At 39.4% G+C, this 13,800-nt stretch carries 14 protein-coding genes; 7 read left to right on the top strand and 7 right to left on the bottom strand.

The features are described from left to right. Positions 1–64 precede the first annotated feature (64 nt). The 4 genes from gloA2 to AB1Z56_RS11680 all read right to left on the bottom strand — a co-directional run bounded on the left by gloA2 (position 65) and on the right by AB1Z56_RS11680 (position 3,088). Entirely contained in the window at positions 65–457 is a 393-nt protein-coding gene (gloA2, locus tag AB1Z56_RS11695) for an SMU1112c/YaeR family gloxylase I-like metalloprotein (RefSeq protein WP_309363324.1), read from the bottom strand. A 90-nt stretch (positions 458–547) separates the two neighbouring features. Further along, positions 548–1,609 carry an NADH:flavin oxidoreductase/NADH oxidase gene (locus AB1Z56_RS11690; protein WP_426792101.1) on the bottom strand — a complete coding sequence of 354 codons (1,062 nt, stop codon included), beginning with the start codon at positions 1,607–1,609 and terminating at the stop codon, positions 548–550. A 117-nt stretch (positions 1,610–1,726) separates the two neighbouring features. Then, entirely contained in the window at positions 1,727–2,443 is a 717-nt protein-coding gene (locus tag AB1Z56_RS11685) for a 3-ketoacyl-ACP reductase (protein ID WP_426792100.1), read from the bottom strand. A 57-nt stretch (positions 2,444–2,500) separates the two neighbouring features. Next, positions 2,501–3,088 carry an NUDIX domain-containing protein gene (locus AB1Z56_RS11680; RefSeq protein ID WP_309363331.1) on the bottom strand — a complete coding sequence of 196 codons (588 nt, stop codon included), beginning with the start codon at positions 3,086–3,088 and terminating at the stop codon, positions 2,501–2,503. A 22-nt stretch (positions 3,089–3,110) separates the two neighbouring features. Here AB1Z56_RS11680 and pyrE point away from each other — a divergent pair, with 22 nt between their 5' ends. Both pyrE and AB1Z56_RS11670 read left to right on the top strand, forming a co-directional pair. Next, a complete protein-coding gene (gene pyrE / locus AB1Z56_RS11675) occupies positions 3,111–3,761 on the top strand; it encodes an orotate phosphoribosyltransferase (protein WP_293906746.1) in 651 nt (216 codons plus the stop codon). 18 nt (positions 3,762–3,779) lie between these two features. Continuing rightward, positions 3,780–4,178 (top strand): SRPBCC family protein, encoded by a 399-nt coding sequence (locus AB1Z56_RS11670; protein ID WP_309363333.1) that lies wholly within the window; start codon positions 3,780–3,782, stop codon positions 4,176–4,178. A 54-nt stretch (positions 4,179–4,232) separates the two neighbouring features. Here AB1Z56_RS11670 and AB1Z56_RS11665 read toward each other — a convergent pair whose 3' ends face one another. After that, the gene (locus AB1Z56_RS11665) at positions 4,233–4,949 is read right to left on the bottom strand and encodes a superoxide dismutase (protein WP_309363335.1); all 717 of its coding nucleotides are present in this window, start codon (positions 4,947–4,949) and stop codon (positions 4,233–4,235) included. 260 nt (positions 4,950–5,209) lie between these two features. Between AB1Z56_RS11665 and AB1Z56_RS11660 the strand changes: the two genes are divergently transcribed. Together AB1Z56_RS11660 and AB1Z56_RS11655 are read left to right on the top strand one after the other, a co-directional pair. Beyond that, complete coding sequence (locus AB1Z56_RS11660) at positions 5,210–6,256, top strand: 2Fe-2S iron-sulfur cluster-binding protein (protein WP_426792099.1); 1,047 nt, start codon at positions 5,210–5,212, stop codon at positions 6,254–6,256. A 124-nt stretch (positions 6,257–6,380) separates the two neighbouring features. After that, a complete protein-coding gene (locus tag AB1Z56_RS11655) occupies positions 6,381–8,309 on the top strand; it encodes an acetoacetate--CoA ligase (RefSeq protein ID WP_426792098.1) in 1,929 nt (642 codons plus the stop codon). Between the two features lie 72 nt (positions 8,310–8,381). Here AB1Z56_RS11655 and AB1Z56_RS11650 read toward each other — a convergent pair whose 3' ends face one another. After that, positions 8,382–9,989 (bottom strand): acyl-CoA carboxylase subunit beta, encoded by a 1,608-nt coding sequence (locus AB1Z56_RS11650; RefSeq protein ID WP_426792097.1) that lies wholly within the window; start codon positions 9,987–9,989, stop codon positions 8,382–8,384. A 153-nt stretch (positions 9,990–10,142) separates the two neighbouring features. Between AB1Z56_RS11650 and AB1Z56_RS11645 the strand changes: the two genes are divergently transcribed. Genes AB1Z56_RS11645 through AB1Z56_RS11635 form a run of 3 tightly spaced genes read left to right on the top strand, consistent with a single transcriptional unit; the run spans position 10,143 to position 12,923 of the window. Next, the gene (locus AB1Z56_RS11645; RefSeq protein WP_293906734.1) at positions 10,143–11,291 is read left to right on the top strand and encodes an acyl-CoA dehydrogenase family protein; all 1,149 of its coding nucleotides are present in this window, start codon (positions 10,143–10,145) and stop codon (positions 11,289–11,291) included. 6 nt (positions 11,292–11,297) lie between these two features. Further along, positions 11,298–12,137, top strand: coding sequence for a hydroxymethylglutaryl-CoA lyase (locus tag AB1Z56_RS11640; RefSeq protein WP_309363343.1), 840 nt, complete (start codon positions 11,298–11,300; stop codon positions 12,135–12,137). A 9-nt stretch (positions 12,138–12,146) separates the two neighbouring features. After that, the gene (locus AB1Z56_RS11635) at positions 12,147–12,923 is read left to right on the top strand and encodes an enoyl-CoA hydratase/isomerase family protein (protein ID WP_309363344.1); all 777 of its coding nucleotides are present in this window, start codon (positions 12,147–12,149) and stop codon (positions 12,921–12,923) included. On the opposite strand, the gene AB1Z56_RS11630 is transcribed toward AB1Z56_RS11635, so the two are convergent. Beyond that, on the bottom strand, positions 12,920–13,399 hold the full coding sequence (locus AB1Z56_RS11630) for a hypothetical protein (protein WP_293906728.1): 480 nt from the start codon (positions 13,397–13,399) through the stop codon (positions 12,920–12,922). The genes AB1Z56_RS11635 and AB1Z56_RS11630 overlap by 4 nt on opposite strands. Between the last annotated feature and the right edge of the window lie 401 nt (positions 13,400–13,800).

Genomic DNA, 13,800 nt, shown 5'->3' with positions numbered 1-13,800 from the left:
TACTTAAGTAATATTCATAAAAAACAAAAGGCGGCATTGATTTTCATCAATGCCGCCTTTTGCTTTAACACTCATATAGTTCTATCGGAATTTGGTCAGGATCAAAAAAGAAAGTAAAACGTTTATTTGTTAATTCGTCGATTCTGATGCCTTCATGTGATATGCCTTCTTTTTCTAATTTATTTAACTCCAGGTCAAGATTATTGACCTCGAATGCCAGATGTCTTAAGCCGGCAGCTTCAGGGAAACTAAGTCGTTTCGGCGGTGAAGGAAAAGAGAAAAGCTCGATAATATAATGGTCGTTGAGTTTGAGATCCAGTTTGTATGAATCACGCTCCACGCGATAGTATTCTTGTAGAATCTCTAAGCCTAGAATTTCTGTGTAGAATTTTTTGGAACGCTCATAATTGCTGCAGATAATGGCAATATGATGTATTTTGTTTAGGCTTAATTTCATATAAAAATGCTTTTCTTCTTGAAATTCGTTATATGTTTCTCTCTTTTAAAAGTATAGACGATACGCTGATTATTCTCAATATATTTTATATTATTTTGCTCTTTCATATTGTTTGGGCCATTGAATGTCGGCGGATAGTTCTTTGGCAAAATGCAATGGAAGATGGGGGTCATCAAGAAATCCACGTGCAATTAGAATCAAGTCAGCCTGTTTTTGAGTAATAATGTCAGATGCTTGATTAGCATTTTTAATTAACCCCACGGTGGCAACCTTATTCTTGGTATTCTTCTTGATAGCTATAGCGAAAGGAAGTTGATACGCTGGCCCAACGTCGATTTTTTGATGAGAGACTAGGCCTCCGCTTGACACATCAATTAGATCGACTCCTAATTTATGCAACACTCCTGATAAAAAGATAGACTGCTGTAGATCCCAGCCATTATCGGCCCAATCTGTTGCCGAAATACGCACCCACAAACTTTGAGTTGTTATTTCTTGTTGTACTCTTTTCACAATTTCAATGAGAAAACGTATTCTATTGTCAAAGGTCCCGCCAAATGAATCTGTCCGTACGTTACTCAGCGGTGAAAGAAATTGATGAATCAGATAGCCATGTGCAGCATGGAGTTCAATAATTTCATAGCCGGCCTCTATTGCTCGTTTAGTTGCTGTTCCGAATTGTTCTATGAGTTTTTCAATAGCGGAAATATCAAGCTCTTGCGGTTCATAATCCCCAGTATGGAATGCGATCGGAGATGGAGCGACTGTTTGCCAACCTTGAGGGTCCGTTGGTGAAAATTGATTTCTGCCTACCCAGGGTTTGTTGCTGCTTGCTTTGCGGCCTGCGTGGGCAAGCTGGATGCCCGGTATGCAATTGTTTTCTTTAATGAACCCAGTTATCTCCTTCAATTTTTCGATCTGACGGTCGTCCCATAAACCAAGATCTCCGTCGCTGATTCTACCTTCAGGACTAACTGCTGTTGCTTCTTGCATTACAGCTGCTGCACCACCGATTGCAAATTGGCCTAAATGAACCAGGTGCCAGTTGTTTGCAAAACCATCTATTGCGGAATACTGGCACATTGGGGATACCACCAAACGATTTTTTAATTGTAGACTCCCGATACTTATTGCTGAAAATAATTGACTCATAATTGCTTGTTTATAGAAGACAGGAGCGAGGAATGCTCCTGTCTTGATCTATGTCTAGTTATTTTAGAAGAAGGTCTTTAAAAGGCTTCTTATTAATCCCGACGAACTATTCGATTATTAAGGATTTGTAGACCATAAGGATGCTGATTTAAGCATTGCCCTCCTTGGCAGTTTTAAATTGGCGATGACCAGCTCTGCGAAATCTTCGGGCTGGAGAACTTTTTCCGGATCGCCATCAGTCAGTCCAAGGTCTTTTGACATATCTGAAGCAATGGTACTTGGCATTAGCGTGCAAACACGAATATTGTTTTTACGTACTTCCCGCATTAAGGAGTCAGCAAAACCGATGACGCCAAACTTTGAAGCACTATAGGCGGATGTGGTTGCGGCGCCATTTAATCCTGCGGTAGAAGATACCATAACAATATCACCCCGGTTTTTCTCAATTAATTGTGGAAGAACTGCTTTTGTAACAAAATATGTTCCCAAAAGATTGATATTAATGATAGATGTCCAATCGTCAACCTTCATATCGAGTACAGAGGAAAAGGATGATACCCCTGCGTTATTAATTAGGATGTCAAAGCCTCCGAAATTCTCCTGAAGCCGTTCGACTTCCCGTTGTACGGCGGAGTAATCGGATACATCGAACACGGCATAAGTCACTTCAGTACCTAGTTGGGCAAGTTCAGCGGCGGTATCCTTTAAACTAGATTCGTTTCTTCCTGTGATGGCGATATGTACACCTTCTTTGGCTAGTGCGAAGGCGATAGCTTTTCCTAGCCCCCTTGCACCACCAGTAACTAAGGCTCGTTTTCCTGTTATATTTTCCATATCATAAAAATAGCTATGATCTTTTTTATTCGTGTCAGATGAACCTCAAAAGGCAATTTATTTTGCCTTTTTGATGATATTTTCTATAATGGGGTAGGTGTTGGCCCGTATTTCTTCAAATTGGTCTACATGACGCCATTCCGCTTTTGTAATATCTTCCGTCGTTTGTGGGATTAATTTAGGGGCTTTGTTAACTCCCATTTCATACCAGTTTGTTAATTTTAGGACAAATTCTCCATTCCGTAAAAAATAGGTATGGTAAGATGTCATAATCTTTTTTCCTAAATAGTTGATTTTGATGCCACATTCCTCTTCAACTTCGCGTACAGCTGCTTCTCGCATCTTTTCATTGTCTTCCACTTTGCCTTTAGGAAGATCCCATTTTCCCAATCGGTAGATAAAAAGATAATCTCCATCACCGTTTTTCACTAATCCACCAGCTGCTTTGATGATCTTTATTTTGTTTTTTAAGTTTTGAAATACGGTTTCAAAATCTTTGTTGATGTAGAGATATGTTTTTGGAACTTTATCAATTTCAGATTGTTTGAAAAGTTTTTGGAGGTCAATCTCTTGAAAACTAATTGTTTGTGGGTTTTTGATTTTCGAAGGAACAAAATCTGCTAAAATTAGCACGGTTTCGTTCATATAAATTTTATAAATTTGCGCCATGAATAATTTAAATGAGGTTGAACAAAAAGTTGCTGAATCCTTATTGCAAATTAAAGCAATAAAATTGCAACCTAAAAGTCCTTTTACATGGGCGTCGGGTTGGAAGTCTCCAATTTACTGTGATAACCGTATCACTTTATCTCATCCAGCGATTCGTACATACATTCGTCAGAAGCTTTCTAAGCTTATTCAAGATGAGTTTGGATCAGTGGATATGATATCTGGAGTTGCTACGGCAGGTATTCCACAAGGCGTTTTGGTAGCACAGGATTTGGGATTGCCATTTTCGTATGTTAGAAGCTCAGCTAAGGACCACGGTCGTCAAAATTTGATCGAAGGTGAAGTGGTTAGCGGTCAACGTGTCGTGGTAATTGAAGACCTGATTTCGACAGGCAAGAGTAGCTTAGTCGCTGTAAAGGCATTACGAGAGGCTGGCTGTAATGTTGTTGGATTGGTCTCTATTTTTACTTATGGACTGCAACAGGCTACTGATAATTTTGCTGACGCAAAATGTCCTTATTTCAGTTTATGTAATTATGATGCATTGATTCAGGTTGCTGCTGAAAACAGTTATGTATTGGAAGAGGATATTGAGATCTTAAAAAAATGGCGTTTAAACCCTGCCACTTGGGGAGAAAATTTTCAATAAAGAGGATTATTTATCGTTATGACTACTATTCAAAACACAGCAGAAATCAACAAAAACGTAAGTGAGGTATATGCATTTCTGGCTGATCTCAACAATCATGAACAGTTGATGCCAGAGAATATTTACAATTGGTCTTCGACAAAGGACGAGACGCGATTTACAATTCAGAATATGGCAAAACTGGCGCTTAAGGTAGAAGAGCGTGTCGAAAATCAAGTCATTAAGTTGATTCCTTCCGAAAAGGCGCCTTTTGAAGTGAGACTGCGTTGGGAGTTACAAGCGGTTACCGATACGATAACGACGGCAACGTTTATTATCGATGCCGATCTAAACATGATGATGAAGATGATAGCCTCGGGGCCACTCCAAAAATTAGTTGATTTTCAGGTCAACAAATTAAAGGAAGTGCTAGGATAGGTTAGTTCTTAACGGATATAAAAAAAGCTCGATTAATAATAACCGAGCTTTTTTTTATGCTAATCTTTCATTGACCTTTTTCCAGTTTACAACATTCCACCAATTTTTAATGTAATCAGCTCTCTTGTTTTGATAGTGTAGGTAATATGCATGTTCCCATACATCAAGACCTAAAATAGGAATACCTTTTACCTCTGCAACGTCCATTAGAGGATTGTCTTGGTTTGGAGTAGAGGTAATCTTCAAGTTGCCTGAGTCATCCAAAATCAACCATGCCCATCCCGAACCGAACCGTGATGTCGCTGCTGCGCCAAACTGTTCTTTAAATTTGTCCAATGAACCAAATGTCTTAGTGATCATCTTCAACAATTTTTCGGAGGGTTGATTCGGTTTATCGGATAGACTTTCCCAAAAAAAGTTATGGTTCCAAGCCCCGCCAGCATTATTCCGCGCTTTTGGGGAATACTTAGATATATTCGCTAAAAGTTGCTCCTCTGAGGCTTCTTTGATATTTTCAGCACTGATTGCTTCATTAATAGCATTGATATAAGCCACATGATGCTTTGTATAATGGATTTCCATCGTCAATGCATCAATATTAGGCTCCAAAGCGGCATAACTGAAAGGTAATTTAACTTGGGAAAACTTTAACGTAGCGGCATTTAATTCAGTTGCTTTCGCGGAAGCAATATCTTGTAATATTGATCCAGATACAGCGATGCCCAAAGTGGCTTTTGCTGCATTTTGAAGGAAGTTTCTGCGTGTTTGCATATAATCTTATTATGATTAGTTTTGATATAAATATAACGTGAAATTTTGCAATTATTGTGCGAGAATTGTCTGTTAATTGTAATACAACAAAATTGTTATAAATGCATCTGGAGGACAGGCACTTTGTTTAAAACACTGGTTTTAAATATCTCTTTCAATCTATCTCAGATTTACTTTATGAATGCTTAAAATGGGATTCTGAGCACTTTGGATAAAGAATTAGAATTGTTTATGAAAGCAAATTTTTCTAAGTTTGATATATGTATGCATTAAGGATCTCAAAAATTATCCCTCAACCCAATAATAACATTACTTTTCAGCTTGAATCTGTGGCAGGAGACTATCCATCTTACAAAGCTGGGCAGTTTATTACACTTTCTTTTGTTTTTGGTGATCGCGAGGTACGTCGTTCCTATTCTTTTAATAGTTCACCTGATAATAATGAACCCTTAAGTATCACTGTTAAGCGTGTCGAAAATGGCGAAATATCCAGACTTTTACACCATACTATTGTAGAAGGGGATATTGTCAATGCAATGGAACCTCAGGGCTTATTTGTATATGATCCTGAACCCGAAAAGGTTCGGACTTTATTTCTGTTCGCTGCAGGAATTGGCATCACTCCTTTATATGCTATTTTAAAAACAGCGCTCCTTACCGAGAAGAAATCCAAAATAGTGTTGGTTTACAGTAATAGTGCATCGGAATTGACTCCATTTCGATCGGAATTGGAGCATTGGGCCGATCAGTTTCCTGATCGCTTAACAATTATATGGATCTACTCCAATAGTAAGTATTTGATGAAAGCACGGTTGAATAGAGATTATATACATGCTATTGTTAAAGACCATTTGTTTGGAAGTAAAGAAGAGGCTTTGTTCTACACTTGTGGTCCTGTGATTTATATGGATCTATGCCGTTTCACGCTTTTGGGGATGGGATTTGATTCCAATCAGATAAAACGAGAGACATTTCTATTGCCCGAAAATGAAGAGGATGACGACGACGAGACTGAAAAGGAAGTCGATACAACCACCTATGTTGTCAAATTAAATTTTCAGGGTAAAACATATATTCTTGAAGTTCCCTACAATAAATCTATTTTAGATATAGGGCTAGAGCATAAAATCAGGTTGCCATATTCCTGTAGATCTGGTATGTGCAGTACTTGTATTTCGCAGTGTACAAGTGGGAAGGTAAGGATGGATTATAATGAAGTGCTGACAGATCGCGAAGTTGAGCAAGGAAAAATACTTTTGTGTACGGGGCATCCAATAGAGATGGATACGGAGATCGAAGTGCTCTAGTGGAGCATGAGTATTGCGACAACAATATAGCGTGTAGATTTGAAGAATAGTTAGCAATAATTAAAATTGCATATACAAGTAAATTTATCTAAGTTTGGATATAACCGTTTTATATCCAACTATTATGGGGAAATTACTCTGGAGCCCAACAGAAGAGCAAAAATCTCAATCTGAGATCAATAAGTATAAACAATATGTTGAGAAGGAATATAACTTATCCTTTAATTCCTATCATGAACTTTGGACATGGTCAACAACAGAACTGACTAATTTTTGGAAGAGTATAGCCTCGTATTTTAATTTAGAGTTTCATTCAGATTTTACAAACATTTTTGAGTCGTCAGCAGATTCCACAAGCTTTATTGGAACAAAATGGTTTGAGGGGGCTACCCTGAATTATGCTGAACATGTATTTCGAAAAGCGACGGACAAGCGTCCTGCATTAATCTTTCAATCGGAGCAGCAAGTTATACGGGAAGTTTCCTGGGCTGAATTGGAATCTATGGTTCTTAAGCTTCAGGTCTACCTGAATGAAATAGGTGTCCAAAATGGCGACCGGGTGGCGGGTGTTTTGACTAATAGCATTGAATCTGTCGCATTATTTTTGGCTGTAAATTCGATTGGAGCTGTTTGGTCCTGTTGTTCCCCCGACTTTGGGGAGGCAAGTATTCAGGATCGTTTTGAGCAAATTGAACCCAAAGTCCTTTTCGCTAATGCTAGTTATTACTATAATGGGCGACTTTTTGAGAAGTCGGAGAGTGTCCGGCAACTTTCAGGGCGGTTACCTTCTTTGTTAGCGTGCATTTTTATAGAAGACAATGTTTGGGAAGGGATTATGGCAAAAGATGTTGCTCAGGCTAAGCTTCAATTTACAGCAATGCCTTTTGATGCGCCAATATGGATTTTGTATTCTTCAGGAACTACGGGAAAACCCAAAGCTATTACACACGGAGTTGGAGGTATGTTACTGGAACATATGAAAGCACTTGGGCTGCATCAAAATGTGCAAGAAGGGGATCGATTTATGTGGTATTCCACTACAGGGTGGATGATGTGGAATTATGCGGTTTCGGCACTTTTAATGGGAAATACATTGTGTATATATGATGGAGCTACGAATTATCCCGATAAATTGAGTTTGTGGCAATTCGCAAAGGAAAGCAAGGTAGACCATTTTGGTGTTGGTGCAGCTTATCTTATATCTTGTCAGGATCAAGATCTCAGGTCTCTGGCTTATCAGCCCAAAACGATAGGTTCGACCGGTTCACCACTTCCACCAGATGTCTTTGAATGGGTAAATGTACAGTTTCCAAGGAGTCAAATTATTTCATTAAGTGGAGGTACAGATGTTTGTAGCGCATTTCTTTCGGGTTGTACATTGCTTGATGTTTATGCAGGAGAGATTCAATGCCGTACTCTAGGTGCTAAGATAGAAGCCTTTGATGCCAATGGTCATCATCTTTACGAAGAGGTGGGAGAACTCGTTATATTAGCTCCAATGCCTTGTATGCCCCTATATTTTTGGCATGATGTCGCAAATAAAAAATATCACGACAGCTATTTTGAAAAATATCCAGGGATTTGGAATCATGGAGATTGGATTAAGCTTACGAAGCATGAGGGAATAATTATGTATGGGCGATCAGATGCGACGTTGAACCGTGGCGGTGTACGTATCGGTACTGCAGAGATCTATAATGTTTTAAATAGAACCGAAGGGGTCTTGGATAGTTTGGTTATCTGTGTGGATCACGAGAATGGTTCATCTGATATGTTGCTTTTTGTTCAATTGGACAATGGTTTATTGAATGATGCGTTAAAAGGGGAAATTAAAAGGGAACTTCGGCAGCAATATAGTCCTCGGCATGTGCCTGACGATATTTTTCAGGTAGCGGCTATTCCCTATACCTTAAGTGGAAAAAAGCTGGAGCTGCCAATCAAGAAGATTTTTTCAGGGGTTCCTATCGAGAAAGCAGTATCGATAGACGTTATGCGAAATCGGGAGTCGCTGGATGATTTTGAGAGAATTAGAAGATCGTGGATTAAATCTTAAGTACTGCGGATATTTATTACATTTCCCCTCATACATTAAACTGTTTGTCTGTATGAGGGGAAATTTTTTGTGTCATACTTGAATAACGCCCACATTGTAGCGTTCAACAATAGGTTTTTCGTTGGCTGCTTCTATTCCCATACTAATGACTTTTCGCGTTTCCTCGGGACTGATAATGCCATCCACCCACAGTCTCGCGGCGGCATAATATGGACTTAGTTGTTCATTATATCGATCCTCAATTGATTTTAGGAGGTTGTTCTTTTCCTCTTCACTGATTTCCTGACCTTTGGCTTTTAAGGTTGATTCCTGGATCTGAAATAATGTCTTACCTGCGGCAGCGCCACTCATAACAGCCATCTGGGCGGTAGGCCAGGCATAAATTAACCGTGGGTCGTATGCTTTTCCACACATAGCGTAGTTTCCGGCACCATAACTGTTCCCGACGATAAATGTAAATTTGGGAACGACTGAATTGGCCATGGCATTAACCATTTTTGCGCCATCTTTAATAATTCCCCCCTGCTCTGAACGGCTACCTACCATAAAGCCTGTAACGTCTTGAAAAAATACGAGTGGAATGTTCTGCTGGTTGCAATTCATGATGAAGCGTGCGGCCTTATCTGCAGAATCGCTATAGATAACTCCACCCATTTGCATTTCCATAGCGTTGCCCGGTTTTTTAGCTTTGATGATTTCACGTTGATTGGCAACGATTCCGACTGCCCACCCGTCTATGCGTGCAAGGGCACATACAATGGTTTTTCCATAATCCGGCTTGTATTCATCCAAAGTATCTGCGTCTACAATCGCATTCAAGATATCCTGCATGCGATAAGGTTTTGTCCTGTCTTCGGGAAGAATCTCTGCTATTCTGCTGGGATCTATTTTTGGAAGTTGGCTTTCCTTTCTGTTGAAATTAGCTTTAGGATGTCCACCGATTTTATCAATAACGTTTTTTATAGCATCTAAACAGCTTTGGTCGTTGGGGAATTTATTGTCCGTTACTCCAGAGATCTCCGAATGTGTAGAAGCTCCTCCTAGTGTTTCGGCATCGACAGTTTCACCTATTGCGGATTTGACTAAATATGGGCCTGCTAAAAATACAGAGCCCGTTCCTTCGACGATAAAGGCGTAGTCGGACATAATTGGCAGGTAAGCTCCACCGGCCACACAGCTTCCCATGATTGCTGCAATTTGGGGTATTCCCATGGAGGACATTCGGGCATTGTTACGGAATATGCGTCCAAAATGATCTTTGTCGGGGAAGATTTCATCTTGCAGCGGCAAAAATACACCTGCAGAATCTACTAAATAGATAATTGGAAGGTTGTTTTCCATAGCAATTTCTTGTGCCCGTAGATTTTTCTTTGCTGAAATAGGGAACCATGCCCCTGCTTTTACCGTTGCGTCGTTGGAGACGATGACACAGAGTTTGGATTTTACGTAGCCTAGTACCGCTGCGCAGCCTGCATTTGTACATCCGCCATGCTCTTTGTACATTCCTTCACCAGCAAACATGCCTATTTCAAGATATTCTCGGTCCGGATCCAGTAGATATTCTATCCTTTCCCAGGCAGACATTTTGCCTTTTTCTTTCAATTTTTTTATTTTATCGATGCCGCCACCGAATTTTAAATTTTCTCTTTTTTGGCGAAGTAATGCGATTAGCTCCTTCATAATTTACAATCTTGGTTTAAAAAGCTATTGAATTAAGAATTTCTTATTTTTAGATAAATTTAAAATAAAATTTTAAAATATTTGCAATTTTATTCCTAAATATTTTGATATATTTGAATTAAATTACCGATTGTAAATTTAATATTCATGCTTATGTTTATTGAAAATAAACAACAAATGGATATGATCAGACAAAGTGCAAGAGATTTCGCACAGTATCATATCAAACCTTATGTGATGGAATGGGACGAAGCCCAGCTATTTCCAATAGAAGTTTTTAAAAAGTTAGGTGAACATGGCTTTATGGGAGTTATTGTTCCGGAAGAGTATGGTGGATCGGGTTTAGGCTACCAAGAATACATTACCGTGCTGGATGAGATCTCCAAGGTCTGTGGTTCCATAGGCTTATCAGTTGCTGCCCATAATTCACTGTGTACAAATCATATATTGAGTTTTGCAAACGAGGAACAAAAGAGACGTTATCTTCCAAAGTTAGCCACAGCTGAATGGATAGGAGCATGGGGCCTCACTGAAACAGGGTCGGGTTCGGATGCAGGGGGAATGACAACATTTGCCGAAAAAGATGGTGATTATTATGTTTTAAATGGATCAAAAAACTTTATTACACATGCAATTAGTTCAAGTGTTGCCGTAGTGATTGCCCGAACAGGTGCTAAAGGTGATAAAAAAGGGATGTCGGCTTTTATTGTGGAAAAGGGGACTTCGGGATTTACTGCTGGTAAAAAAGAAAATAAATTAGGAATGCGGGCGTCAGAAACGGCTTGTTTATTTTTCGATAATTGTCGAATTCATCGCGATCAACTTATAGGTGAGGAAGGGCAGGGGTTTGTACAAGCCCTAAAGTTATTGGATGGGGGGCGTATTTCGATTGCTGCACTTTCTTTGGGTATTGCGCGTGGAGCTTACGAGTGTGCGCTGAAATATGCGCATGAGAGGGAGCAGTTTGGAAAGAAGATTTATGACTTTCAGGCCGTTTCTTTTGCGTTGGCTGATATGGCTACACAAGTCGAGGCAAGTGAATTGTTGACGAGGCAGGCGGGTTATTTAAAGGATCACGGAGACCGCGTTTCTAAGATTGGTGCGATGGCGAAGCTCTATGCTTCTGAAGCGGCTGTCAGTGTCTCAAACGAAGCGGTGCAGATCTTTGGGGGATATGGATTTACAAAGGATTATCCAGCAGAGAAGTTTTTTAGAGATGCGAAGTTATGTACGATAGGCGAAGGTACTTCTAGCATTCAAAAAATGGTGATCGCCAGAGAAATTGAGAAAGATATTTTTTAACACAATATGAAGGATCAGGTGGTATTGGTTGATTGTCCGAGAGACGCTATTCAAGGGCTTCACAACTTTATTGAAACAGACAAAAAAATTAAACATATCAATACGCTAATTGAAACTGGCCTGTTTGATATGATAGATTTTGGTTCTTTTGTTTCGCCGAAAGCCGTGCCTCAGCTGGCAGATACAGCAGCGGTATTAAAAGGGATCAATAAGAATGAAAAGGTAAAGTTGCTGGCTATTGTAGCAAATCTAAGAGGAGTACAAGAAGCTGTTCAGGAGGAAAAAATCGATTTTTTGGGGTATCCATTTTCAATATCTGAAACATTCCAGCTGCGAAATACCAATATGGATTTAGCGATGTCTTATCAGCAGTTAAAACAGATGAAATTGTTGGCAGATTCTGCTCATAAATCTATGGTGGTCTACATCAGTATGGCTTTTGGAAATCCCTATCACGATGCTTGGTCACCCTTATTGGTGGAAGAGTGGGTGGAACGATTATTGGATCTTGGGATTTGTGAGTTTTCATTGGCGGATACGACATCGGAGGCTGATGCAAATCAGATTTCGGAGCTCTTTGGACATGTCAAAGCCCGTTTCCCGGGACTTGAGATAGGTGCGCATTTTCACGCCAAGCGAGAAGATAGCCTTGCTAAGATAGAGGCAGCTTATCACGCTGGATGTCGTAAATTTGAGGGAGCATTGTTGGGTTATGGGGGCTGTCCATTTGCCAAGGATGATTTGGTTGGAAATATTCCTTCTGAATTGCTGTTGGACTATTTTCAGCGAGGTAGTGTAGCTGAGGTAGTAGCCCTTGAACAGAGTTTCAGACAATTGATTTTGTAGAATTTTTAGATGGAAAAACTAAATTTTATAAAAGTAACTATTGAACAGCATGTGCTTACAATGACGCTGGCTCGTTCGGAAAAAAGGAATGCTTTTAGCCCGACTATGGTTAGTGAGATAGCCTATGTATTGAATATCGCGAATAGCAACCCTGATGTACGTCTAGTGCAAGTGGAGGCTGAAGGTCCCGTGTTCTGTGCCGGAATGGATCTGAAAGCATTTGAAGATCCTGCAATGGATGTGGGTAATCCCGCAATTCCTCGGGTAGAAAAATCCCTGGCCGAGTTGTTTGCAGGTTTAGACAAACCTTCTATCTGTGTTGTTAGAGGGGATGTTATTGCCGGCGGTTTTTTGATTGCGTTATCCTGTACGTATTTATATGCTCTTCCGCAAGTGCGTTTTTCTTTGCCAGAAGTCAAAATTGGACTCTTTCCTTTTCAGGTATTGGCTTTGCTTCTGGACTATATGCCTGAAAGAAAAGCGATGGACCTCTGTATCAGAGGAGCTTCTTTTTCTGCGCAAGAGGCTTTAGATAAGGAAATTTTGTGTGGAATTTTGGATGTTGAGGAAAAGGCATTGATTGAATTGAAAAGTACTATCCTTGATAATGCTCCTTTAGCTATATCAAGAGGTTTTAGTGCACTGCGGAGGTTAAAAGAGCAGCATTTTGAGGATAAATATAGCTTTCTACTAGATGCACTAGCAGATTTGCGTCAAACAGCCGATTTCAAGGAAGGAATGGATGCGATGCGCAGCAAAAGAAAAGCTAACTGGAAAAATAGCTAAAAAAATGATCGAAAACTAGGTCTGCTTGTCAAGGGGGAGAATTCCCAAGGAATAGAGCTCAGTACGATCAAGAGTGCTAGGCCAAACCAGATTAATAATATTTTAAAACGTCGATCATTCGTATCGGCGTTTTTGCTTTTTAGAGCACCTATAGTCAAGCAAATTGCCGCAATAATCATCATGCTGCTGTGTTCCATCCCGAAGAAGCGGATTTGTCTGAGGTGAACTGCCTTGCTAAAATGCTGCATGAAATACTGTGTAATAGGGCTCAATAGATAGAGGCTAAAACCTAAAAATAGCTGAATATAGAAAGAAATAACCGTTGTTTTTAAGAGTAATTGATCGATAGGGGAGAATGGAAGCTGTTTTTTTTTCTTGTAAAAATAAATCGAGAGGCTAATGGTTAGTATGATCAATACTTCCCATCGCCATAAAGAATGCATCGCAAGAATGAAAGGATAAAAGTAATTCAGCATAGGGACAAAGATGGGAATAAATAAATTTAAAACTATATCCAATCTGGATGTCAATAAAATAGCCAGCTAGCAGCTAGTGGTATTTGTGTTTCTGTTCTTTGAAAATTCATGCTGAAGATGGAATTAATGTTGTATATATATCTATTTATACTTTATGTAAATTTTATATTAATTTGATTACTAGTTTCTTTTGTTTTTTGGTTAATTATTGGTTAATAGTGTTTGATGCTGAATATTTGTTGTTGCCTTACGGTTTCGATCAAATAAAAGCTAACGGGAAAGATAATTGCATTGATTGCGAGAAAAACATGGCTTGTGTTGAATTAAATAATGGATGGTGTAATTCTATATTCTGTTTTTGATTGGTTTTAGCCTTTCTAAAGCATTATCTTCTACCGTCT

Origin of the sequence: Sphingobacterium sp. WOUb80, from assembly GCF_050058145.1 — a bacterium.
Lineage (GTDB): Bacteria > Bacteroidota > Bacteroidia > Sphingobacteriales > Sphingobacteriaceae > Sphingobacterium.
This window is presented reverse-complemented; position numbering and strand designations above follow the sequence as displayed.